Source organism: Clostridium sp. BL-8 (assembly GCF_002006495.1).
Classification (GTDB): Bacteria; Bacillota; Clostridia; order Clostridiales; family Clostridiaceae; genus Clostridium.
The window spans coordinates 1-25,254 of the sequence record NZ_LZZL01000079.1; the positions used below are offsets into that span (position 1 = coordinate 1).

Below are 25,254 nucleotides of genomic sequence, written 5' to 3' on the forward strand. Positions count from 1 at the left end.
TTAGGCACATGAAAATAAATAACAGGTCCAAGGTTGCCTTGAATATTTTTCATCAACTCATCTTTTATGTTTAATCATATATTCTTATTTAATTCTAAGCACAGCAGAAAACTGCCTTTTAAATAATTTTTTTAATTATTTATAAGGCAGCTTTTCCACTTGAATTTATGCTTATTATATTTTATATTCATTCTTAAACTTTTCCAAGAAATCTAAATATTTTTCCTTCTCATTTATTATAGACTCCAGTTTACTAGCAAATGTACTTTGTCCCCAATTCACTTCATTATAGTAATATCTATTTGCAAGCCTCCAATATCTTTGTGGAAACTCAAGATATGCATATAATACTTTATATTCTGTGTCCCTCAATTTAGATACTGAATTATATGAATCTATAATAGCCATGGCAAATTCGATATTCCATTCAACTCTCTTTAGAACCTTTATCATAAAATTACTTATATCAAAAGTTCTAACTTCTCTCTTACAATAATCAAAATCTATGACATGTACATCCATATTATTGCTTAGAATTATATTATGATAAGTAAAATCATGGTGACAAAAGCTCTTTTCATTTTCTGCAATCATGCATAATTCATAATAATCCGATTCATTTAAAACTTGCAATGATTTCTTTCCAATTTCCTTATAAAATTCCATAGACTTCAAATATAGCATATCAAAATCGCTTTTTATGCTCTTTTTTCTTACCATCTCCCTCATCTTGTCCAAAGATTTAATCCTCTTCTCTATTAAATGAGGCCATCTGCCAAGATCACTTTTTAACTTTGAATTTTCTGGTGGATCATATCCCTTGGATGCTTCATGAAGATTAGCTAAAGTCTTAGCAGCAATCCTTACTTCATCTATGTTATGAAAGTCACATTCCCTTCCTTCTAACCATTCAGATAAAGTATACAAGTCTTCATTAACTAATGCATAAGGCTCTCCATTTATGTTTAAATAATATTTATCTAAATTATTAAAACCATTTTTCCTTAAATGCTCTTTAGCACCATATACAAATAATAATTTTTGAGGTCCATAATTTATCTTCTTTAAACATCTTTCGCCTTTATCTGTTTTAAGATAGTACACTCCCTTATTAGCTTTCATTTTTTCTATCTTAATGTTAAATTGTCTTTCTATTTCAAATTCCCTCATCATACTTCTCACCTCCTGTATATTTATATGAGGATATTACTTCTTTTATTAACATTTTTTATATTCTTTTAATATAATAGATTAAGACAAATGCTTTGAAAGGGTTTATTAATGAAAATAGGAATAGATGGCAGGGCTGCAAAGTGGTACCAGGGCACTGGAATAGGCACATATACTAGACAATTAATACTGAATCTTAGCAATGTTGATTCTCATAATAATTATTTAATTTTCATGCCACAATGCGACTCTTTAAATGATTTAAAAAATAACTTTACAACAAAACTTGTTGAATCAACACCTACTAATAGTTTTTGGGACGATATAAATGTTCCTAATATCTTAAATAATGCTGATATAGAGCTTTATCATGTTCCACAAAATGGAGTCGGACTTTCAGAAAATATCAAATGTAAAAAGGTTATAACTTTACACGATATAATTCCACTAAGAATGCCTGAAACTGTTAGCGATAGATATTTAAAAATATTTAATGATGAATTACCTAAAATTTTGGATAATTGCGATGGCATAATTACGGTTTCTGATTTTTCTAAAAACGACATTGCTAAAGAATTTAATTTTCCTTCTAAGAATATCTATGTAACTCCACTTGCTGCTCAAGATATTTACAAACCTATGAGTAAACGTGAATCAAAAGCTTTAGTTACAAAAAAATATGGAATAGAGGAAGACTTTATACTTTATGTTGGTGGTTTCAGTCCACGAAAAAATATCATAGGTTTAATTGAGGCATATTCAAATCTCTCAAATAAACTAAAGAACACCTTCAAACTTGTAATTACAGGTAAAAAAGGTCCTTCTTATAGTAAATATAAGAGTAGAGCAGAAGAATTAAATGTATCTAATAACGTGATTTTTACTGATTTTATTCCTATTGAAGATATGCCATTATTTTATAATGCTACCGAAGTATTAGTTTATCCTTCTTTTTATGAAGGTTTTGGACTTCCACCTATAGAAGCTATGGCTTGCGGAACCCCCGTAATAGTTTCTAATGTTACGTCGTTACCTGAAGTCTGTTATGAGTCAGCACTTTTTATAGATCCTAATGATATTGACTCATTAACCTACGATATAGATAGAGTACTAAATAATAGCCTTCTAAGACTAACAATGGTCAAAAAAAGTTTAACTAGAAGCAAAACTTTTTCATGGAATAAAACAGCCCTTAATACAATATCTGCTTATGAATCAATATTAAATTCTTAACTCTTGAATCCTTATTAATAACTCTATGAAATTTTTTACTAATTATTCTCAAAAAATAGGAAGTTCATACGAACTTCCTATTTTGGTATAATTACTTTAATTGATAAATATTTATTTCAAATTGTACATAAAATACCGTTTTATTTAAGTGCTTTTAGCAGAATTTTCGTAATGTCATATATTAAATACTCATATAATTTCTATCAATTCATATTGTATTCAAATTTAATATATCCAATATATCTCATGAAAGAAACTTATTTTCATAAGCTTTTATAAACTCATACCGAAATTCCTCATTATTTAATTTGGTCTCAAATCTATTTAAATAAACTTCATAATCCCATTTTTTTCTCTTATAATAATAATCTCTTGAAATTACATAGAAATCTCTTGGAAACTTAATAAGAATGTATAATAATTCTTTTTCTTCTTGCTTCAATATTGAAATTTTTTCATAGCCATCAATACACGTTAACATTTTATTTATATCAAAACCCGCATTCTTTATACATTTTATTATAAACCCCCATATGTCAATTATTCTTAAATCTAAAGTCATATAATCAAAATCTATTATATTTACTTCATTATTCTTAGTTAAAAAATTATGATACGCTAAGTCATTGTGACATAGGCAAACGGTCTCACCTGATTTTCTTAAATCGTCATATTTACTTTTTTCAATAGCTTCTTGCACCTGCTTAACTTCTAGCAAATACTTATCTACATTATTAATAAATAACATATCAAATTCATTTTTATATTTATAACTATTTACTAAATCCTTCATCCAAAGTAATTCATCGTATGCTTGTTTTAGCTTGTCTTTTAATGATATATCTAAAAAGTCTTTATTATATTTGACCTCCAAGTATTTTCTTAAACCTTTAGAAGCTTTATGCATTAAAGCTATATTTTCTGCACAAAGATTAATTTCCACTGGATTAGTGAAGGATGCCTCTCTTCCATCTAAAATATCCATGACAATATATATATTGTCTCCCCACCTTTTATAGCTTAAATTATCCTTAAACTTCTTATAAGTTATTACATTATTATAACTTTTTTTTACATAATCCAAAGAATCACTTATTAGTTTTATTCTATCTTCTCCATAGTTTACTTTCTTTAAGATTTTATTGCCTTCATCTGTATATATCATAAACACTTTTCTAAGTGGAACAACATCATTTACTTTTATTCCTATCTCATTAAAAAAACTCAAACTCAAATCATAATCGCATAAATATTTTTTTTCTGAATACTTAGTTTTATTCATATTTTTCCTCCTAACAGCTAAGCTTTAGATATCACGATAATTCTTTATGAATTGATACCTATACGATAAAACTTTTACTTTCATACTTTAAACTTCTCTGTAGCTCTAATAATACTTCTGAATCATTTTTTACCTTCTCATTCTCTGTACATTTCATACCGTTTATATTTAATGTATGGTATATGCTAGAAATATGTTCTTTTCGACTATTTCTATACCTTTCCCACATTTTCAGGAAATCCTTTGGGTAACTAAGTAATCCCTTTAAATAATCAATGCTGTTATATGATAAGTGTGATTGATATACAAATGCTTTTAATAGCTCTTCTTCATCTATATCAAGCTGTTTTCTTTGTAATCTTTTTATATAATTATACAAATCTTCCTCTACTAAATTGTATGTCATTGCCTTAACTGTTCCAATCTCAATCTTATCCTTATTTTTTCTCAAATTATTCTTATCAACTTTGCCAAGGCAGATTTCATTTCTATTCATGCTCCGTCTAATAACTCCAAAATAATCATGTTCATCGATATATTTTAATGCATTTATAGCTTGGGTTAGCATTATCTTTCCATTTGATAAAATAAAATTTTCTACTTCATTTTCACAAGTCTTATTGAATATATAGTCATAATGCTTTTGTAATCTTCTTATTTGAACTTTATAAGATTCAACTTCTCTGCCAATTATACTTTTTATTCTGCTAAGCTCACTAAAATTACAGCCTAATAACGTTTTATGAAGTTCTACAATCAAATTAATTTGAGAAATAATATCACTTTTACTTATATTTCTATCATAACTAAAGTGTTGTCCAATAATAGTTATTCCCTTAATACCTAACCATTTCTCAAATGATAATTCATCCATATTAACTTCCTCCATTAAAATAACTATTAATAAACTTTTCTCTAATCTCACAATCATCTAAATACTTTTCCAGCTTATTTAGAAAAAACTCTTCTCCCCAAGGTTGCTGCTCCCAATATACTTGCAATCCTATCTGCCAAAAGGCCTGAGGAAATCTCATAAATTCCCTTATCAAAGGTAATTCATCCTCTCTTACTTCCATATTCTTTTTATAAGCATTTAATATCAAATCCGACCTTTCATCATCCCACTTTCCATCTTTCATAGCTCTTATTAATAGAGAACATAAATCATGAAGATGTGAATCTAATATACAATAATCAAAATCTATAACATTAATATTTTCATTACTGTCTATCAAAACATTATGATGAGCATAATCGTGATGGCAAAATCTTCTCGTAAAAACCTCTTCCTCCATAACTTTTACATAATTATTTTTTTGAAGACCTAGTATGCTTTTTTCTGCCCTCTGAACTTCTGCATTAATACTCTCTAAATATAATAAGTCAAAATTTGATTTATATGCTTTCTGATTTATCCTATTTTTGAAATCTAGTATTTCATTTTTCCGTGTCTTAAACACATGCGGCCAGGAGAACCATCCAATTCTAGGATTCATCTCTTTTTCTAATGTAAAACCCTCACTGTATTTGTGAAGCTTTGAAAGTTCACTTGCTACAATAGCTAATTCTAAAGGGTTATCATAATTACTCTCTCTTGAAGGAATCCATTTAGTTAAATATACATATTTTCCTCCTAGACTCCCATATTCCTTACCATTTTTATTCATAATAAACTCTGGAATGTCCTTAAATCCTCTTTTATGCAGATGTTTCATAGCAGAAAAGATAAAATAAAAATGAGAGAATTGATACTTAATTACTTTTAAACAATATCTCTCATCTTTTGTAATTATTTTATAACTGTTCTTCACTTTTTCTATATAATCTGCATTTAAGCTATAATTTTCTTCAATATAGCCCTTAATTTTAAGTATCTCTTTATTATTCTCCATAAAACTTTCCTACCAGCCATTATTTATTTTATTATATGTTTATAAATAATTTATTGTGATTTAGATTCACAAAAATTAAAATATATTAATACCTTGTAATATATATGTATTTATTGAGGTGTTCATATGAGAATTGCCATTGATGCTCGCAGTGCCACTTTACATCAAGGAACTGGCATTGGTACTTATACAAATAACCTTATATCAGAAATTCTTTCGTGTAATTCAAATGATGATTTCACTTTATTTTGCTTAGGAAAATTTAATGAGAACTTTAACCAAAAAAATACTAATATAGTATATTCCTCAGGTAGACATGGCGGTTTTTATGAGAAATATTATATTCCAAGTATATTGAATAAACTTCATGTTGATTTATATCATATTCCTCAGAATGGAATAGGATTTGATTTTGATACTCAAATTCCAACTATAGTTACAATACATGACCTAATTCCATATATTATGCCTGAAACTGTTGGCAAGAGTTATTTAGAAAGATTTCTACGTGATATGCCTAATATAATTTCTAATTCCTCTGGAATTTTAACCGTTTCTGAGTATTCAAAAAAAGATATTCTTAAATTTTTCAGTTCTTACCCTGAAGATAAAATATTTGTCACACCACTTGCTGCAAATGATAATTTTAAACCACTAGATAAAAATACTTGTAAATTATATGTTCACTATACTTTTGGAATTGATGATCCGTATGCATTATATATTGGTGGATTCAGTCAAAGAAAAAATGTTTTAGGTCTAATTAAAGCTTTCAGTAAAGTTTATAAAGACCTTAACAAACCTTACAAACTATTACTTGGCGGTCCATTAAAAGATGAAGGCGAGAAACTTTTTAATTTTGTAAAGGATAATAACTTGCAAGACAATATCATTTTCTGTGGATATTTAGACGATGATATATTACCCGTTCTTTATAGCGGCTGTGATGCATTTGTTTATCCATCTCTTTACGAAGGCTTCGGCCTTCCACCACTAGAGGCTATGAGCTGCAAGGCACCTGTAATAACTTCAAATATAACTTCAATTCCAGAAGTAACTGGAGATAATGCAATTTTAATCAACCCATATAAAACAGATGAATTAGAAAAAGCATTAGTTACTCTTTTAAACAATGAAAATTTAAAAACTGATCTAGGTAAAAAAGGTTATGAAAGAAGCCTTCAATTCACTTGGTCAAAAACTGCTCAAAATACATTAAATGCTTACCAGAAGCTACTAAACTAATGCACTAAATCTTCTTTCTCCTGCTCTCTGATTTATTCATATACAATAAAAGAATACCACTCTATACCATAACTGCTTAGAGTGGTATCCTTCTTTCAGTTGTTCATAATTTCACACAATTTACTTTACTGGCTTATGAGCTTCTGTTTTACTTTCACATATTTATCGTAATCAGTAATCTCCGGAGCTTTTTCTTCAATATTACTTAAAACTACAAGTGGACTCTGACCAATAAAATTTTTTACTGGATTTTCAATTTCTTTATTGTTATAAGTGTATAGGTAACTTGAAAAGAATGTTCCATCTTGTACATACTTAAGAGCTTCATCATTATTTGTTATTACATAAGTTATAAACCTTTCAATAAGCTTTTCATTATCCTTATTTTGATTTAACACTAATAGATTATCGCCTTCTGCTGCAAAAAATTTGTTTCCTCCAGGTTTAATACTTGGTACATTTCCTACACTCCATTCACACTTCTCATCTATCCCAATTATTTCTCTCATTGCATTATTAGAAGATATTCGTGCTAGAAATTCTCCTCCATCTTTTAGATTTAAAATATTATTATCCTCTAATTTCTTAATCATAGCTTGAACTTGTAGTTCTATTTCATCTGCATTTTTTTCGCTATCATTTAACATCTCCATAGTTAATAAATCCACTAAATCTTCGTAATCTTGCCCTGTAGCATTTATTATACTTATCTTTCCATTGCTCTTTGTATAAATATCCTGACCGATTCTTATAATATCATCCCAAGTATTTATACTCTCTCTTTGATATCCATAATCCTTTAGCATATCCTCCCTGATATAAAGAGCTAGAGGCCTAGAAGTTAACGGTATCCCAGCTGATTTATCGCCATATTTAACTTGAGCCACTCTGTATTTGGAGAAATTTTTAATATAATCATCTAAAAGCTTATCTTGAGTATTATAATAGCCTTCATCGTTAAATTTTAATTTTTGAAAATTAAACCTATCAATTTGTATTATATTAGGAATTTTCGTTTTACTATTTTCATTTATATTTTCTAATACATCATCATAATTTTCAGCTTTTTCTATTGTGATAGTTGTCTTATCATTTTGCTTCATAAAATCATTTGCACATTCAACCAAATAATCATAAGAATCTTCATTTACCAGAAGTTTTATACTTCCCTTAACCTGTTGCTCTTTATTAGTCTGGAATAAGTTAATGCTTACTATTCCTATTATTGAAATGCACAAAAACAGAACAAAATATTTTATTTTATTTTTCATGTACCATACCTCTAAATAGAATTTATTTTTTCATGTATTTCTATTATTTCCACTGCTAAATCCTTAAATGTCATTGTCGTCATTAAATGATCTTCTGCATGAACTAATAGTAGGGAGAACTCTATTTTACTCGATGCAGCTTCACCTTGAATTAAATTTGTCTGAGAGCTATGTGCATATCCAAGCTCTTCATCAGCCTTTATTATTGCTTCTCTTGCCTTATCAAATTCTCCTGCTTTAGCTAGGTTAATTGCTTCTAAAGAATGACTCCGCGCTTCTCCGCTATGCATTATTATATTTGATATTATCTCTTCCATACCTTATCCCCTTCTTTACATTAAACATTTAAAAATATCTAATAACCCAAAATACCTTAGGCACATGAAATTATACTTATCTATTATTTTTAATTGTGCCTTAACGTCATAATCATTAATTTTACTACTTTTTCCTAAACTTTTAAAGAATAAACTCTCATATTCTTATAAATAAAAAAAGTTAGGATTACTGGCTTTGTAGTAATCCTAACTATTATATTCTTAATTTTTACTTTCTTCTAACACTACTGGAATATCAACAGTTTTCTTATCTCTTATTACCTCTATATTCAGAGTGTCTCCTGCATTTTTACTGTCTTTTATGTCCTTAAGTTCATCAAATGTCTTAGCATCTTTTCCGTCACACTTAACAATAATATCACCTATTTTTATTCCTGCCTTTTCTGCTGGTGAAAATTCATCAACTGAAGCTACATATAAGCCTTCTGATAAACTATATTTTTTAGCTGTATCACTATCAATTGCTCTTATTTGAATACCCAAATTTAATATAGGTTTTGATAAAGCATCAATCTTGTTTTTTACTTCATTTATAGGAATTGCAAATCCTATTCCTTCAACACCAGCATCTCCAGCTGCTTGAGAACCTATCTTCATAGAATTTATTCCTATGACCTGCCCTTTTGCATTTACTAATGGTCCTCCACTATTTCCTGGATTAATGGCTGCATCAGTTTGAATCAAATTCACGCTTTCTCCATTTTGAGTATCTATTGTTCTATTACTACCACTTATAACTCCCTTAGTAAGTGTTTGTGCAAAATTCTTTGAAAGAGGTGTTCCAATCGCTATAACTTCTTCTCCTGGATAAACTTCATCAGAATCTCCAAGTTCTGCAACTGCTGGAACCTTAGTACCGTCCTTTAACTTAAGCATTGCAAGATCTTTTTCTTGGTCATAGTTCACTACTGTTGCACTTACTTCAGTATTGTCACTCAAGGTTACTGTAATTTCTTTAGCACCTTGAATTACATGATAATTAGTTATTATATATCCATCATTGTTTATTATGAAGCCTGAACCCATTCCATCTACTTCTCCACCCATGAATCCATTATCACTTACTCCTTTAGTTGAAACAATAACAACTGCTGGTGCTACCTTGTTGAACGCATCTGCTGCTGACATTGCATCAGATGAACTTGATGAAAAAGATTGTGGAATAGTACTTACAATTTGCTTAGTGGCACCCATATTGTTGGATTTCATTAATGTATAGGTAATTCCGCTTCCTAGAGCTCCCCCCAATATTGTAATACATAACATCCCAGCAATTTTTCCAAGTACTCGTATGCCTCTTCTCTTCTTTTTCTTCGGTTCTACATAAATATTATTATTATTTTGAAATGAATTTTCCCAGTCAGTTTGTTGTGCTTTATCCACTGGTAATGATTCTACATCAATAAATTTTTCATCATTATTCATATATTTTCCTCCTAATTTATACTAATAAGTAATTTATTTTATCAACATTGAGTTATTGAACTTTTATAAATTAGAAATATGAAATCATATTTCAAATTCACTATAGTAGTAACTCTATAGTGTTAGTATAAAATTATTATGTGTCAAACAAATGACAATAATAGATAATTAAATATAAATTTTTATAGAATTCATATTCATTGTAACCTCATTTATCCAAGTATCTAATTTAAAGATATCTACGAGTTAACTTGCCTGCTGCTTTTTAGCCAATTTCTTTGCATCCTTTATAACACTATTTACACCATCAACAATTGCATCTGGATCCAACTCTGAAAGTGGTGATCCATCTACATCTTCCTTATATACTGTTGTATAATCTGAATTTCCTATTTTTTGAATCGGATCTTCTTCATTATTACTTATTACATATAATGGTTTATTTCCTAACAATCCAGCTGTCTGACTATTAGATGCTCCATTATATAAATTCCCTAATTCATTAGAAACTGCCTGCTTATAATTTTTCTTATTCTTTAGTCCATTAAATTCCTCTAATTCATCGCCACTTATATGATCTTCAAAAGTTTTATTTTCCATGGTAAGCCCCATTTTACTTAGTAATGCAGTTAAATTAAAGTTTGAACCAACTGCTTCAAAGCTGCTTCTATAATAAGGGCCTTTAATACTATCTTTAAATTCCTTAGTTTGCATTTTTTCTTCCGATATAGGGTCAACTAACACAACTCCTGCTACAGAATCTGGATATAAATTCATAAAATTTGTAGTGACTAGACTTCCATATTCCTCACCAACTAAAATATATGGTTCTGGTGCACCAGCTTTTCTAAGTAGAAGTTTCAAATCTTTTGCTTGCTCTTCCGGGGTTCTAACATCTGTTCCATCATTAAAACCATATCCTCTTCTATTGTATGTAAAAGTTGAGACTTTATTTTCCTCTAATGTCTTGCAGACTTCATCCCATTCATACATGGTAGCTCCTAGAGCTCCGTCGAAGACCACAGTATAATCCCCTTCTGGCTTAAGTTTATATTCCAATTTTCTTCCATCTATTCTAACATATTTAAATCTTGATTTTAATCTTGAGTTATCTATCATATTAGTTATGATTTGTGATACAAACCCAAAAGCTATAAGCAGAGCAATAAAGATAATGCAATTTTTAAAAATTCTTCCCTTGCTAATTTTGTCTTTTTCAACTGTATGCATTCCATTAGAATGTGATAAAAACTTCATGCTTAGACTCTACCCCTCTCCTAATTTTAGATTAGGTTTTGCATTTATATTCAAATCAGATAGTATTCCTTCTTGATAATTAAAATAAGCTGCGCTTCCTATCATTGCTGCATTGTCAGTACATAATATTGGTGATGGAAACAAAATCTCTATTCCTTTTGCCTTTCCCTCTTTTTGAAGTGTTTCTCTTAAGCATGAATTAGATGCAACTCCGCCTGCTACCGCAATTTTACTAACACCTTTTCTTTCGCAGGTTAAAAACAAGTTAGTTTTTAATACATCAATTATTGCTTTTTGAAATGATGCTGCAATATCAGCTTTATTTACTTCTATGCCCTTCATATTAGCTTTGTTTAAATAGTTTAGCACTGCTGATTTAACTCCACTAAAGGAAAAGTCTAATGTATCATCTTGAAATTTTGCTCTTGGAAATTCTATTGCATCTTCATTTCCTTCCTTTGCCAGCTTATCAATCTTAGGGCCTCCTGGATATCCAAGATCCAATGCTCTAGCGACCTTATCATAAGCCTCTCCTGCTGCATCATCTCTTGTTTGAGCAATAACTTCAAAATCTCTATACCCCTTTACATGTACTATAAATGTATGTCCCCCTGAAACCACTAATGACACAAATGGAGGCTTTAAATCCTTATGCTCAATAAAATTCGCACTAATATGTCCTTGAATATGATTAACTCCAATTAATGGTTTTTGTGCTCCTAATGCTAATCCTTTTGCATACTGAAGTCCAACTAAAAGTGCTCCAACAAGTCCTGGTCCATATGTAACTCCTATAGCATCGATATCATTTAAAGATATTTCCGCTTCTTCAAGAGCAGCTTTCACAACACTATCTACTACTTCAATATGCATTCTTGATGCAACTTCAGGTACTACTCCACCAAACTTTTTATGAGTTTCTATTTGCGATGCAATTACATTTGAAAGAACCTCTCTTCCATCTACAACAACTGCTGCTGCAGTTTCATCGCAACTTGATTCTATTGCTAAAATTACCTTTTTACTCATGCTTAATACCTCTTTTTTACAAATAATCTAAACACTATCCAAATATTATAGTATCTTTTCTAACTAAAATCTATTTTATCCTATAATAAGCGCATACTTCTATCTTATTTTTCATTGTTTAATATATTCTTAATATTTAATTAATTAATTAATAAAATATTCTTCTTTCATTCCTCAAATATTATACTTTATATACATAATATTATCAAAGTTGAATTTTTCTAAACTATAAAATATTATCAGCATTAATTTTTTACTTTATGTAAAGACATCAAAATTACAAATATAAATATAAACCTATTTATATTTGAACTAAATTTTATGTATAGACTTCATCAGAAATAACACATGTCTGGATTTAAGATTATATATCTTTATTGTGTAAAAAAAATATATGCTGTATATTTAAAATAATAACTAAATTTTTACTAAAGGGGAATACAAATGGCTAATTATGCTAAGGTGATTATTAAAGGCTCACCTATTACAAAATCAAATTTTAAATTACATAATACAGATGGGCGTGCTATTTTACCCCATAGTTCTGGAAAATACCATGATAGATATGCACTATATGAACAGGAAATTGCACTGCTTGCAAGAAGTCAGAACCCTGATATTATTTTTTCTGAAAGCTTAATAGCTGTTTTGAAAGTATACTATAAAAGTGAAAAAAGGCATCCAGATACAATTAATATTACTAAAAGCATATTTGATGGCATAGAAAAAAGCGGCCTGATTGTAAATGATGCTCAAATAACAAAAATTTTTACTGAAGAACATTATGATAAAGAAAATCCTAGATTTGAGCTAGAGCTTTTTACTGAGAGTGAATATGATTTTGGTTATACTATTTCCAAAAAAGTCGTTCCTACTGAATCCAAACTATATTCACCAATCAAAAAAAACATATTAAATAGTAAGTCTAGCACTAACTCTTTAACTGACGATGCTAGAAACAAAAAAAATACTAATATTCCTATTAATGATAAATTTCTTAACACACCTGAAAAAAATAATATATGTTCATTTTGTAAGGAAGTTATTCTCTCAAATGATTATGTAAAAGCTGATAATGGCAAAACCTTAATATGCAAAAAATGTTTTACTAAATTATTTTAAATATATTTATTAAATTGCTACGAGAAAGGAAATCTATATATGAACGATAAACTTGACGTTATTTTCTTTGGAGATAGTCTAACTTTTGGATATGGAGTAACTAAACAAGATTCATGGGTATACAAGCTTACAGATGAATATTCCCTTTCCTCATTAAATAAAGCCTGCAATGGTGACACTACTGTAGGAATGCTTACCCGTTACTACACTGATGTGTTAACTTATAATCCATCAAAAATTTTCATAATGGGAGGTACAAATGACCTGCTTCTTGGCAGGTCAGTAACTTCAATAATTGATAATATAAAAATAATGATTAATGATACTATAGACATTGATTCAAAAATAATAATAGGAATACCACCTAGAATTATAGGGGCCATGGCTAATATATGTTTTTCACCATCAAGCTTTTATAACTACACAGAAAGTGAACTCTTAAACTTAAAGAAAGAACTAATTAAATTATGCTCTGCTTATCAAATACCTTATATTAATTTCTACGATTTAACATTAGACAAAAATGATATTTATTTAGATGGAATTCACTTAACAGCCTCTGGCCATGAACTCATGTATAAAGAAGCCCTAGCCTATTTTTAAATTATATCACGATTACTAAACACAATACCTTTAGTATATGTATTTCTTTATATATTGTGAAGCTTTTACTCCACATTCAATTCCATCTGCTTCTTCCATATGCAAGGCGTTTTCTCCATATATTATATTTCCACATGCAAAGAAACCATCTACAGATGTTTGAAACTCTGCTACCTCAGGTCCTAGTATTCTTTTATCAATATTCATATTTAATTTCTTTAGTATTGAGATTTCTGGTAAATAACCAACTGATAATAACAAAGAATCACAGTTCCTCTCTTCCACCACTTGATTATTTAAATTTACTATTTTTAATTTTTTTATTCTAGTTTCGCCTTCAATCTCAGTAATTCTTGAATTTTCTATTATAGGAATATCAAATCCCTCAATAATTTCATGTATTTCTTCATCAGCTAGCTCTTTAAAACTTTTTTCAATTACTATGCCTTCTATATTTCCTCCCTCTATAATTAGCCTTCTAGCAACTATAAATCCCCACTTATCTTTTGCTAGAATTATAGTATTTCTTCCTGGTAAATATCCCTCTAAATTAATTATTCTATGAGCCTCTGCAACTGTAAATATTCCTGTAAGTCCATTTGTAGGAATAACAACATTTCCTGAGTATTTTTCTCTTGCACCCATGGCAAATATTATGGCTCCGGCAGTTATATCTTTGACCCCATCTTTAGAATTTACATATGTAATAACTTTTTCCCTTGTAACATCTAATACAGTAGTATTTAGGATAACTTCTATAAAATCTCCATTTAATTGTCGCTCTATAAAATCTACATATTCTGGACCTGTCACTAATTCATTTAAAAATCTTTTCCCAAATCCATTATGAATACATTGATTAATTAACCCACCAACACTAGATTCTTTTTCTATAATCAATACTTTTTTTATACCTTCTCTCGCAGCACCTATTGCGGCTGTCATTCCAGCTATTCCTGCTCCAACGATAATTAAATCATAATCTGGCATTCTAGCACCCCCACTATTACTCACTATAGTCTTATTAATTTTTTAGCTTTTTTCATGGTAACAACCATATCATATATATTTACTACTTCTCCAAAATCAATATTTTCTTTTAACTTATAATATTCTAAAGAACTGTCATTTATTAAGATTGCTACACCTTTTTTATATAACATTTTCAACTGTTCAGATGTATAATTATCATCAAATAACTTCACTCCGGAATTCAAAAATAAGATTGATTTTGGAAGTTCATCATATTCATTTAATGCTTCGAAATATTCCTGCATTAAAAGATTTCCTATTTTTTCATCTCCAATTCCGAGTTTATCACTTGTTACTAATATTGAAAATATATTCTCTTCCTCTTCTGCTTCTAAACATCCTCTTTTTTCTACTTTTATTTCAAATCTATTTTCATCATTCTCTGTGTCTATCCTATATCCTTTATGGATAGCATATCTCATAACATTAGAACGTCCAAGTTCACTGTCAACTTTTATAATTGCTTCTCCTTCACCAATTGAATTAAAGTATTTTTTAATTTCCCTTATTATTTTTAAGTAAGAAAGTCCTCTACAATCTATTTCTTTCATATTCTTAGCCCCTTTATAATATTTTTTGCGAATGATTTACTAAATTTTTAATATTTCTATGTAATTTACTATAACATTATTATATAAATTTTTCTGCATTAATAGTATAACATGCAAATTATATTTATTTTATAAAAAAAAATTTTTAATTTGCCTTTTAATTACTTATATATCATTAATTTTATATTTGTTTAATCTATAAAATTATGTATACTATAATATAGTGAATGTTGAATTGAGGTGAAACAATGAGTTCTTTTAACTCTAAAATTAACAACTTTATAAAAAATAAATTAACAAAAGATACAATTATTAGATTAATATTTTTTCTACTTCCTGTAATTTCAATAGTATTAAAAGGTATACTATTTCAGGGCTTCGTTACTAACAAAGATCCTTATGCTTTTGATTTTTCTGCTGGATATAGCTCTGCTGATCCATGCTTAAATTATTATATAGCTTTTGCTTTAGTATTTTTAAGTTTTTCCCTTTTATTTAAAGGAAGAGGACGAATAATATATACCTTTGTAATAGATTTCGTTTTAACATTATTAATATTAATCGATCTTTGGTATTTCCGTGGTTTTTTAACAGTACCCTCTGCATTAATATTAACGCAAACAGCTAATTTAGATAATATGTCTGGAAGTATACTATCATTTCTAAGTAAATCGGATATTATATTCTTTGTTGATTTTATAGTTTTAGCTATATATGCATTGATAACTAGAAAATCTTTTACTAAGAAACATGGACGAGCTATTATAGCTTCTCTAGGTACTCTTATTTTATCAATATTATTTATAATTTATGTCCCTTTTAGCATAAATGTATTAAATAATAAAGATGTACATAATGCGTATCTTTTTGACAATTATGATAAATCAAATACTGCTAGATACTTTTCTCCTATAGGATATCATATAATTGATTGTTACACTGTTTATCGTGATTCTAAGCCATATAAACTAACTGATCAGGATAAAGCAGATATTAATAAATTATATGATATAAAAAAAGAAGATTTGCCCAACAATGAATACTTTGGTAAAGCTAAAGGTAAAAATCTAATTTATATTCAAGTTGAGTCCTTAGAGGATTTTGTTATCGGTAAATCAATTAATGGTAAAGAAATTACTCCTAACTTAAATAAGTTAGTGCAAAATTCTTTGTATTTCCCTAATACTTTTGAACAAGTTAATGAAGGGACAAGCTCAGATGCTGATTTAATGGTTAATACTTCTATGTTACCATTAAGACAAGGAAGTACTTTCTTTAGATATCCAAATACCAATTATAATTCTATGCCAAATATATTAGAAGGCGAAGGTTATAGTACCTATGCAATCCATCCAGATAAAGGCTCTTTCTGGAACTATAAAAATGGATTACTTGGTATTGGTTTTGACAATTTTTCTGATTATTATTCTTTCAATGTCGATGAAGAAATAGGTCTTGGTATCAGTGACAAAAGATACTTTGAACAAGTTGTTCCTATGCTAAAAAATCAGAAGCAGCCATTTTACACTGAAACTGTAACTCTAACTAGTCATGGTCCTTTTGATCTTCCTGCAAAGTATAGAGAGCTTGGACTTGACCCTGAGTTAAATGATAGTAAAATGGGTGGATACTTCGAAAGCATTCATTATACTGATGAACAAATAGGTAATTTTCTTGATGCATTAGACAAGGAAGGACTTCTTCAAAATAGTATAATTGCAATAATGGGTGATCATACAGGAATACATAAATATTATGATGACAGCATTGGTCAATTATCACATAAAGAAGATTGGTTCATGAATACAGGCAACCCTACTGTTCCATTTTTAATTTATGATCCATCTAATAAGGAAGGAAAAACATTTGATAAATTATACGATGGTCAGATAGATGTAATGCCAACTCTTCTTTACTATCTTGGAGTTGATAAGGCTAAATATGAGGATACTGCTTTAGGTAAAAACTTGCTAAATACCCAAAAGTCTTTTGCAGTGCTAACTAATGGTACACTTAAAGGCGGGGAAAACCTTACTGATGAAGAAAAGGACCTTTATAAAAAATCATTAGACCTTTCAGACAAGATGATACGTGCAAATTATAGACATGATTCAAATTAAGTATAGACAAATAAATTTTATGTGCTAACACTATTAAAATAAAAAAGGGATATATTGTTACTATAAATCCTAGTCACAATATATCCCTTTTCTATTCTTAAAAATTTTACCGTAATAGAGGCATGCTGCCAGTTAATTTGTTAATAATTTTCTTGGGTCCAAATATTCCTATACCTAAGTATTCAAACTTATCTGAAGTCAGGCCTTTTACTTGTAATACATAGCTTTCATAATCATTACACTTTTGAGCTGTTTCTGAAAAATCTACAATCGTCAACTCTTCATTATAATTAAATCTTATTTCTTCAATCAGCTCTTTTATTTTATCTTTTGTTCCCTTTAATATTGGAATAGGAATGCTAGTTATTCCAAGATGATGTTGACTCGATGCATCAACTGTATCCCTGCCTATAATGTTATTAAATCTGTTTCCCAAAGTAATACCTAATATAGCAGCAGTATTTGCAATTAGCCCTGTAGGTAATTCTGGGTTAATGATTAGAACGCATTTATTTTCTGCTTCATTTAGTCTCATATATCTCTCTCCTTTTTAACCTCTTTATAAAAAAAGTTATATATATAAATGGATTCCTAAAACCATTCTGTGATATATATAATCCTGATATTATAAAAGCAGCTCCTAATAAAACTACATAAGTTATTGATTCTTTTAATACTATTACTGATGTTACTGCTGTTATAAGCGGAACTATATAAATATAATTACTTGCTTTAACTGCACCTATAAAACTCACGCCAATATTCCAAGTAATAAAACATAAAGCTGAAGCTACTAAGCTTAGAAATAGTATATTAAACAAAATACTAGGCATAATTAATCTTTCTATGGATAAATTAACATTCAGAATAAACATTAATGGTATCATAAATATTACTCCATAAAAAAAGATTTTCCGTGTTATATAAATATAATTATATTTATATTGGTTATTAAGTCTTTTTAGTATTATAGAGTAAACTGCCCAGGTGGCTGATGCTAATATAGCCAAGAAATCTCCAAATGGATTTAATTTTAAAATGAAGCTTCCATTAAATACAATCAAAAATACACCTATTATAGCTATAATAAATCCATACAATAAGTTTTTTGAAAAAGTCTCACGTTCCATAAAAAACTTGCTTAATATAGCCGTTAATATAGGTGCCACAGCACTAAATAACCCTACATTTGATGCTAACGTATATTTTAAAGCCACATTTTCAATTAAATAATATAATGTAACACCTGTAATCCCAGCACTTGCAAAAGCCAATTCCTCTTTAATACTATTAATTTTTTTAAATCGAGGATAAACTAGCATCAAAGTAAAATAAGCAATTAAAAATCTATAAAACAATATTTCCATTGGTTGAAGTTTCCCTAAAAGTACTTTTGTTGAAATATAAGTTGTTCCCCAAATAATCATTGTTAATAAAGTCATCAAATTACCCACTATATATTTATTTTTCATTTAACGCCCTCTCATCTTTACCTATAAATATTTTCATATATTGCTTTGGAGTAAGTCCTATAAATTTCTTAAAGAAATTAGTAAAATGGCTTTGATCTGTGAAACCAGTCTTAAGCGCCACTTCTAAGGGACAAATTCCTTGTTCTAAAAGCTTTTTTGCTTCATTTATACGTATTGCTTCAAGATAACTATATGGTGATATTCCCATTTGTCTTGTAAAAGATCTTAGCAAATGATACTTACTTATTCCTGTTAAATCACTCAAATCATTTAATGTAATATTCTTTGCATAATTACCTTTTAAAAAATCACATACACTATTAATTTCTGTATTAACATCTTGATCGGTAACTGATGAATCTCCATTTGAATATTCAGTTATTAACTGCTCCATTATAAAGAAAAATATTTCTTCCTTTTTAAAGTCTTTTTCTTCCTGCATTATCATACGATGTAGTTCACGTACTGAAAGTGCCAGCTCATTACTGAATAATACATTTTCTGTAAAGCAAGGCACATAATCTTTGTTCGTTATTTCAAATACTATCTTTTTCATTACATCTGGTTGAATGTTTATACAACGATAATCTAATGTTTTATTCTCTATTTGTTCACAGGTATGATTATCATTAGGATTAAATATAATTAAATCACCCGGTCCAATATTATATGCTTTATTTTTGCATAATAAGTAACGCTGCCCATTTTCAATAAAGCCAATTACATAATAATCGTGAAAATGATTTGGAAACTTTTGAGCAATCCCCATAAAACTATATGCTTCCACATTTAAATCTGTATCAAAATAAACACTTCTAACTTCCTTTTGCATTTAGAGCCTCCTTCTAACCTAAATGAGATCAAAATTAAATCATAGAATCAAATCCATTTACTCTACTTATTTATAAGGATACCATTATTAAATCAACATTTCTTGTATGATATTGCTTGAACTTTTATTTAAAATTTAAATTTATCATAAAGAATAAAGTATAAAAAATCAGGAAGCCTAAAAGCTCCCTGATTATTTTTTATATTATTTCTTTCTTATCTTTTTCAATTCTTCTTTAAGCCTTTCAAGAGAATACTGATACTTTAATGATTTAATATTAGGAAAGGCTCTAAAAATACGCTTATTACTTGATTTATTTTTCATTATTATTTTTTCAAGATTAATTTTCAATTTATTTATCTGCTCTTTTGCAAAAACAATTTTATCATTTTGTTGATCTATTAATACATCAAATTTATTAATGTTTTGCTGCAATATTCCTTTATATATTTCACTTTTTTCTTTAATTTCTTCCAGCAATATATACATTTCTTTTAGCTTTCCACTGAATTGTAAAACTTTATAAGTTGTAGTCGCTGTATCTATTAAGAAATACAAACTTGAGATACTGAATATCCACATAATAATATCTGCTGTCATCTTCATTACAAGCTCTGATAATAATGGGTGTATAAATTCAACTAAAATCAATGATAAAATCCCAAACATCATAGAATTTACCAGACACACTCTGCCTTTTATATTAAATCTGTAATTCGAATAATCCCACCATTTAAGATTAAAAACTGTTTCAAGTAAAAAACCTGTAGTATATTCTAATACACTGGCACAAATCATTGCACTTAAATATAAGATTATAATATTATTTGAAATTGGAGTTAATAGTATTATTACTGCAAGCGCGCCAAATCCATATACTGGACAAAATGGTCCCTTTAAAAAACCTCTGTTAACATATTGTTTATCAATTATTGAGCAATAGCTAGTTTCGCATACCCATCCCCCAAAGCTATAAATCAAAAAATAGATAAAATAAATATATACATTATTCACATCCCCATAACCGCCCTTAATACATCTATAAAATTTTTCAAACTATTTTCCTGCCACAGAAAGTTCCTTTACAATTACAGACGGACAACCAATACTGCTCATAGGAAACTTCAAATCACTTCCTACTACCTCTATATCATTTAACAACGTGAAAAAGTTGCCGGCAACTGTGATTTGCTCCACTGGAAAGCTCTTTTTCCCATTTTCAACCATGAATCCTTTAGCTGCTAAGGAAAAATCTCCTGTCACTGCACTAGCTCCTGAGTGAAGCCCAGCAAAATCTGTTATTATTACGCCTTCTTTAACTTCACTACAAAGCTCTTCAAAGGATTTTTCCCCAGGCTTTATATAAAAGTTTGTTGGACTTACCCCAACTATTGAAGCATATGAATTTTTGAATCCATTACCTGTAGATTTAATTCCAGCTTTATATGCTGTTTTTAAATTATATAACAAGGTATTTAATCTTCCATTAGTTATTATTTCTTTCTTATAAGTTGCAACACCTTCATCATCAAAAGACGTAGTTCCAAGCCCATCTTCTAGATGAGGATCATCAATTAAAGTTATTACATCTGAAGCTATAATTTCTCCTTCCTTCCCTTTTAACAAAGATAATCCTTTTTGCACTTGTTCTGAATTAAAAATTCCTGCAAAAGTTCCAAGCAATGATACCATAGCCTCATTATTTATAATAATCTTATATTTACCTGATGAAATACTTCTTCCTCCGATTTTAGAAAGCGCTTCTTCTAGTCCTTGTTTAGCTAATTCTGATGGCTTAATATCTTCTGCTTTCTTTGCCATTACATATCCAGTCCCATCATATTTCTCACTATCTGCTTCCACTATAGGTACTACATACGCACTTAGACTGTTTCTTTCACTTTTTAAATTAAGACCTTTTGAATTTATTATTCCATAAGTTGCCTTACCATAACCAATTCCACAGCCTTGAAAACTTACTACTTTATCACATTGTTTCTTGCACTCTTTTTCCATATCTAAAGCAAGAGCTATAAGCTCATCTGGTTTTATATCATCTAATTCTTTCTTATAGCAGTCTATATCTTTATATTCTTTATCTCCCTCATATATAAACTGTACATCATCATTTTCTATAGCTAACGCTGCTTCTTTTGCATTTGTTATAAGAGTATCTACTGCTTCTTCATCTATAATTTCTGTATAAGAGTATCCCATCTTATTGTTTATCTTGCCTCTAAAGGATAATCCAAAGGCGTTATTTAATTTATACTTCTCGACTTCACCTTCGTAAACATTTAAGCTTAAGCTTTCAGAATCAGAATAGTATATTTCACATTCTTCAAATCCTGAACTTTTAGCTTTTTTAAATAATTCTTCTTTAAATAAGTTAAACTCCATACTTATCTACCTCCAACAGTCATTTTCTTCACTCTAATCATAGGCTGACCTACATTGGTAGGAATGCTTCCAGATGATGACCCACACATTCCCTGCGCTACATCTAGGTTATCTCCAACCATATCAATATCCATAAGCACTTGGCTTCCTTTGCCGATAAGACTTGCTCCTCTTACTGGCTCTTGAATTTTACCACCTTTAACCAAATATCCTTCTTGGACAGCAAAATTAAATTCACCTGTTACAGGATTAACAGATCCTCCACCTAACTTTTTAGCATATAAACCATCTTCTATTGATTTTATAATATCATCTGGATTATCATTTCCTGCTGCTATATAAGTATTAGTCATTCTTGAAGTTGGCTGAAACTTATAACTTTGTCTTCGAGAGCTTCCTGTTGCCTCCATCTCCATACGTCTTCCATTCAACTTGTCAATCATGTAGCCCTTTAATATACCATTTTCAATTAAGACATTCTTTTTAGTATCATTTCCTTCATCATCTATGTTAAGAGATCCCCATGCATTTGGCACTGTACCATCATCAATTGCTGTCACCTTAGTTGATGCAATTTGCTCTCCCAGCTTATTTGCAAAAACTGAATTTCCTTTAGCTACAGCACTTGCTTCTAAAGAGTGTCCACATGCTTCATGGAATATAACTCCGCCAAACCCATTATCTATTGCTACAGTCATGTTACCGGCTGGACAATTTCGTGCATTAAGCATAGTATGAGCAACTCTAGCCGCTTCCTTTCCATGATATTCTGGATCTATTGTATCAAACATTTCAATTCCCATGTGCCTTCCTGGTCCTTCAAATCCAGTTTGATTTTCGTTTCCTTTTGATGCAATTGCACTTACACCAAGCCTTGTTCTTATTCTCGTATCTTGAACATATAAGCCTTCGGTATTTGCAATCAAAATATTCTGTTCTTTGTCAGAGTAACTCGCAATAACTTGGGAAATATCATTATTAAAATTCTTTGCACCATTATAAGCACTTTTTAAAATTGCTATCTTCCTATCATACGCTACACTTCTAGGATAATAAATTATTGAATGTATTGTTTCAATTTTCTTATCATTCAAGACAATTGTATTTATATCATTTTGTTTAGCATCACCTAATGCCAATGCAGCTCTATATGCAGTGTCTAAAAGGCTGCTTAGACTATTATTATTTGTATAGGCATATACACTGTTTAACCCTTTAAAAATTCTAATTCCTATACCATAGATTCTACCTCCTATAGCATCATCTACTTTGCCATCAACTAATGATATAGAATTATTAATCGAATTTTCTTCAAAAATTTCAGCAAAATCTCCTCCAGTTACTAAGCATTTTGCTAATACTTCACCTAAAATACCTTTTGATAACATTTTACTCCTCCTTTTATTTCTAAATATAAAGCAAAAAACTACATATTATTACTTTTTTAATTAATACATTTAGATATAAGTGTAATATCAATTAAATTACATTAACAGACTAACTAGCATTAATTATTTCTTTTCTAATTAGTCATAAAGATAATCTATTAAATTTAATTATATCTATATTCTATACTAAAATCCAAAAGTTTATTATATAAAACTTACCAGTTATAAAAAATAGACTATGCTCTCTTCAATTATTATACTAATAACAGCTATATAACTGTTCTAATATTATTATAATTGAAAATAGCATAGTCATATTTAATTATTTTAAAATCTTAAATTCGTATCCTTGTGATTTTAAATATTCTATTATTCCTGGCAAAGCTTTTGCTGTTTCTTCTTTTCCATAAGTATCATGCATTAATATTATTGCTTTTTCTCTTTTACCCACAGTTTCTTTAACTTGCTCTGTTAATTGCTGTGCATTTTTATGAGCTCCCTCCGCATCTTTTGATAATGCATTCCAATCAATTTGATGCCAGTCCTTACCATGTAATGCATTATCCATAGCTTCTGCCCCTTGAGGATCTTTCTTATCCCATGTCATTTGTCCACCTGGAAATCTAAAGGCTCTAGTCGAAAAATCCTGTCCTAAAATATTTTTTAATGATTGATTTGTTTTATCAAAATCCGCCATACAGTTATCTAAATTTATCTTTCCATTAGGATATAGATAATTATAATTGTGGGAATAAGTATGATTACCTATAGCGTTACCTTCTGATACTTCTCTTTTAACTAGATTTTTATTAGCTTCACTAGCGTCTAGTTCTTTGCCAACTATAAAGAAAGTTGCATGAACATTTTCGGCTTTAAGAATATCCAATATTTGGGGAGTTACTGTTTCCGATGGTCCATCATCAAATGTTAAATACACTACCTTTTTTCCGTCAGCTCCATCTGGTTTTTGACCTTTCATTTGTTGTTGTAGGTATTTTTCAACGAATGCAACATCCTCTACCTCGGAATTACTTTCTGTTGTAGGTGCAGTATTACTTGCTATTTCAGTTTGATTGTCTTTAGTATTAGAATCTAAATTTGTATCCAAATTAGCATCGAGCGCTTGTACTGCCTGCTTGCTCGTTGAGAACTTCACAGCCATTACTGCACTTACAACAACAACAAGTATTGCAGCTAAAATAAATAATATAGTAATTCTTGCATTCCTTATATTTTTAATTTTATTATTATTATTTTGTTTATTATTATGCCCCATCCTATAATCCCTCTTATATTTCTTTATAATATTTATTATGTTTACACCTGTTTGTATTACATACAAATCGAATTCGCGCATATTCAATTTACATTTTTACTTTAACAAAACAATATCTTATAAATATCAATTAATTGCAAGTTAGTTGTAAAACTTACTTATACTTAAAATATTCCTTACACTTATATAGTATAGATTTTATAGGGATTTTATACAATAAAAAAAAGCCGATTTCTCGACTAAAGTTTTTTCCTTTTAAACAAAAAAATGGCTCCGCGAAGAGGACTCGAACCTCCAACCTATCGGTTAACAGCCG

At 29.2% G+C, this 25,254-nt stretch carries 23 protein-coding genes; 5 read left to right on the forward strand and 18 right to left on the reverse strand.

Features of this window, described 5'->3' with window-relative positions; genetic code table 11:
• Window positions 1-174: 174 nt before the first annotated feature.
• Window positions 175-1,173, reverse strand: a complete 999-nt coding sequence (locus tag CLOBL_RS21440; protein ID WP_009168091.1) for a CotS family spore coat protein — start codon at window positions 1,171-1,173, stop codon at window positions 175-177.
• 108 nt (window positions 1,174-1,281) lie between these two features.
• On the opposite strand from CLOBL_RS21440, the gene CLOBL_RS21445 reads away from it, so the two are divergent.
• Window positions 1,282-2,403, forward strand: a complete 1,122-nt coding sequence (locus tag CLOBL_RS21445) for a glycosyltransferase family 1 protein (RefSeq protein ID WP_077860888.1) — start codon at window positions 1,282-1,284, stop codon at window positions 2,401-2,403.
• 244 nt (window positions 2,404-2,647) lie between these two features.
• On the opposite strand, the gene CLOBL_RS21450 is transcribed toward CLOBL_RS21445, so the two are convergent.
• The 3 genes from CLOBL_RS21450 to CLOBL_RS21460 are packed head-to-tail and all read right to left on the reverse strand — an operon-like array spanning window position 2,648 to window position 5,577.
• A complete protein-coding gene (locus CLOBL_RS21450; protein ID WP_077860889.1) occupies window positions 2,648-3,685 on the reverse strand; it encodes a CotS family spore coat protein in 1,038 nt (345 codons plus the stop codon).
• 58 nt (window positions 3,686-3,743) lie between these two features.
• The gene (locus CLOBL_RS21455) at window positions 3,744-4,559 is read right to left on the reverse strand and encodes a spore coat protein (RefSeq protein WP_077860908.1); all 816 of its coding nucleotides are present in this window, start codon (window positions 4,557-4,559) and stop codon (window positions 3,744-3,746) included.
• A gap of 1 nt (window position 4,560) precedes the next feature.
• Complete coding sequence (locus CLOBL_RS21460; RefSeq protein ID WP_077860890.1) at window positions 4,561-5,577, reverse strand: CotS family spore coat protein; 1,017 nt, start codon at window positions 5,575-5,577, stop codon at window positions 4,561-4,563.
• Window positions 5,578-5,703: 126 nt separating this feature from the next.
• Between CLOBL_RS21460 and CLOBL_RS21465 the strand changes: the two genes are divergently transcribed.
• Complete coding sequence (locus tag CLOBL_RS21465; RefSeq protein ID WP_077860891.1) at window positions 5,704-6,822, forward strand: glycosyltransferase family 1 protein; 1,119 nt, start codon at window positions 5,704-5,706, stop codon at window positions 6,820-6,822.
• A 125-nt stretch (window positions 6,823-6,947) separates the two neighbouring features.
• On the opposite strand, the gene CLOBL_RS21470 is transcribed toward CLOBL_RS21465, so the two are convergent.
• The 5 genes from CLOBL_RS21470 to tsaD form a co-directional block, all read right to left on the reverse strand.
• Entirely contained in the window at window positions 6,948-8,093 is a 1,146-nt protein-coding gene (locus CLOBL_RS21470) for an ABC transporter substrate-binding protein (protein ID WP_077860892.1), read from the reverse strand.
• 11 nt (window positions 8,094-8,104) lie between these two features.
• Complete coding sequence (locus tag CLOBL_RS21475) at window positions 8,105-8,410, reverse strand: PTS lactose/cellobiose transporter subunit IIA (RefSeq protein ID WP_077860893.1); 306 nt, start codon at window positions 8,408-8,410, stop codon at window positions 8,105-8,107.
• A 222-nt stretch (window positions 8,411-8,632) separates the two neighbouring features.
• Window positions 8,633-9,856 (reverse strand): trypsin-like peptidase domain-containing protein, encoded by a 1,224-nt coding sequence (locus CLOBL_RS21480; RefSeq protein ID WP_077860894.1) that lies wholly within the window; start codon window positions 9,854-9,856, stop codon window positions 8,633-8,635.
• Window positions 9,857-10,102: 246 nt separating this feature from the next.
• Entirely contained in the window at window positions 10,103-11,113 is a 1,011-nt protein-coding gene (locus tag CLOBL_RS21485) for an alpha/beta hydrolase (RefSeq protein ID WP_077860895.1), read from the reverse strand.
• Between the two features lie 9 nt (window positions 11,114-11,122).
• Window positions 11,123-12,142 carry a tRNA (adenosine(37)-N6)-threonylcarbamoyltransferase complex transferase subunit TsaD gene (gene tsaD, locus CLOBL_RS21490; protein WP_009168082.1) on the reverse strand — a complete coding sequence of 340 codons (1,020 nt, stop codon included), beginning with the start codon at window positions 12,140-12,142 and terminating at the stop codon, window positions 11,123-11,125.
• A gap of 444 nt (window positions 12,143-12,586) precedes the next feature.
• Between tsaD and CLOBL_RS21495 the strand changes: the two genes are divergently transcribed.
• Entirely contained in the window at window positions 12,587-13,264 is a 678-nt protein-coding gene (locus CLOBL_RS21495; RefSeq protein WP_077860896.1) for a RusA family crossover junction endodeoxyribonuclease, read from the forward strand.
• Window positions 13,265-13,303: 39 nt separating this feature from the next.
• Window positions 13,304-13,867, forward strand: a complete 564-nt coding sequence (locus CLOBL_RS21500; RefSeq protein WP_077860897.1) for a GDSL-type esterase/lipase family protein — start codon at window positions 13,304-13,306, stop codon at window positions 13,865-13,867.
• Between the two features lie 30 nt (window positions 13,868-13,897).
• On the opposite strand, the gene CLOBL_RS21505 is transcribed toward CLOBL_RS21500, so the two are convergent.
• The gene (locus CLOBL_RS21505; RefSeq protein ID WP_077860898.1) at window positions 13,898-14,857 is read right to left on the reverse strand and encodes an NAD(P)/FAD-dependent oxidoreductase; all 960 of its coding nucleotides are present in this window, start codon (window positions 14,855-14,857) and stop codon (window positions 13,898-13,900) included.
• A 23-nt stretch (window positions 14,858-14,880) separates the two neighbouring features.
• Window positions 14,881-15,450 (reverse strand): sulfurtransferase-like selenium metabolism protein YedF, encoded by a 570-nt coding sequence (gene yedF, locus CLOBL_RS21510; protein WP_077860899.1) that lies wholly within the window; start codon window positions 15,448-15,450, stop codon window positions 14,881-14,883.
• A 248-nt stretch (window positions 15,451-15,698) separates the two neighbouring features.
• On the opposite strand from yedF, the gene CLOBL_RS21515 reads away from it, so the two are divergent.
• Window positions 15,699-17,570, forward strand: coding sequence for an LTA synthase family protein (locus CLOBL_RS21515; protein WP_077860900.1), 1,872 nt, complete (start codon window positions 15,699-15,701; stop codon window positions 17,568-17,570).
• A 106-nt stretch (window positions 17,571-17,676) separates the two neighbouring features.
• On the opposite strand, the gene CLOBL_RS21520 is transcribed toward CLOBL_RS21515, so the two are convergent.
• From CLOBL_RS21520 to CLOBL_RS21550, 7 genes are all read right to left on the reverse strand, one after another.
• The gene (locus tag CLOBL_RS21520) at window positions 17,677-18,105 is read right to left on the reverse strand and encodes a DUF2000 domain-containing protein (protein ID WP_077860901.1); all 429 of its coding nucleotides are present in this window, start codon (window positions 18,103-18,105) and stop codon (window positions 17,677-17,679) included.
• Window positions 18,092-19,042: a DMT family transporter gene (locus CLOBL_RS21525; protein ID WP_077860902.1), complete on the reverse strand. Its 951-nt coding sequence runs from the start codon at window positions 19,040-19,042 to the stop codon at window positions 18,092-18,094. The genes CLOBL_RS21520 and CLOBL_RS21525 overlap by 14 nt, the downstream gene beginning before the upstream one ends.
• A complete protein-coding gene (locus CLOBL_RS21530; RefSeq protein ID WP_077860903.1) occupies window positions 19,032-19,874 on the reverse strand; it encodes an AraC family transcriptional regulator in 843 nt (280 codons plus the stop codon). The genes CLOBL_RS21525 and CLOBL_RS21530 overlap by 11 nt, the downstream gene beginning before the upstream one ends.
• A gap of 204 nt (window positions 19,875-20,078) precedes the next feature.
• On the reverse strand, window positions 20,079-20,888 hold the full coding sequence (locus CLOBL_RS21535) for a putative ABC transporter permease (protein ID WP_077860904.1): 810 nt from the start codon (window positions 20,886-20,888) through the stop codon (window positions 20,079-20,081).
• 42 nt (window positions 20,889-20,930) lie between these two features.
• Window positions 20,931-22,274, reverse strand: coding sequence for a TldD/PmbA family protein (locus CLOBL_RS21540; RefSeq protein WP_077860905.1), 1,344 nt, complete (start codon window positions 22,272-22,274; stop codon window positions 20,931-20,933).
• A gap of 2 nt (window positions 22,275-22,276) precedes the next feature.
• Window positions 22,277-23,662 carry a TldD/PmbA family protein gene (locus CLOBL_RS21545; RefSeq protein WP_077860906.1) on the reverse strand — a complete coding sequence of 462 codons (1,386 nt, stop codon included), beginning with the start codon at window positions 23,660-23,662 and terminating at the stop codon, window positions 22,277-22,279.
• A 322-nt stretch (window positions 23,663-23,984) separates the two neighbouring features.
• Complete coding sequence (locus CLOBL_RS21550) at window positions 23,985-24,938, reverse strand: polysaccharide deacetylase family protein (protein ID WP_077860907.1); 954 nt, start codon at window positions 24,936-24,938, stop codon at window positions 23,985-23,987.
• Window positions 24,939-25,254: the final 316 nt, after the last annotated feature.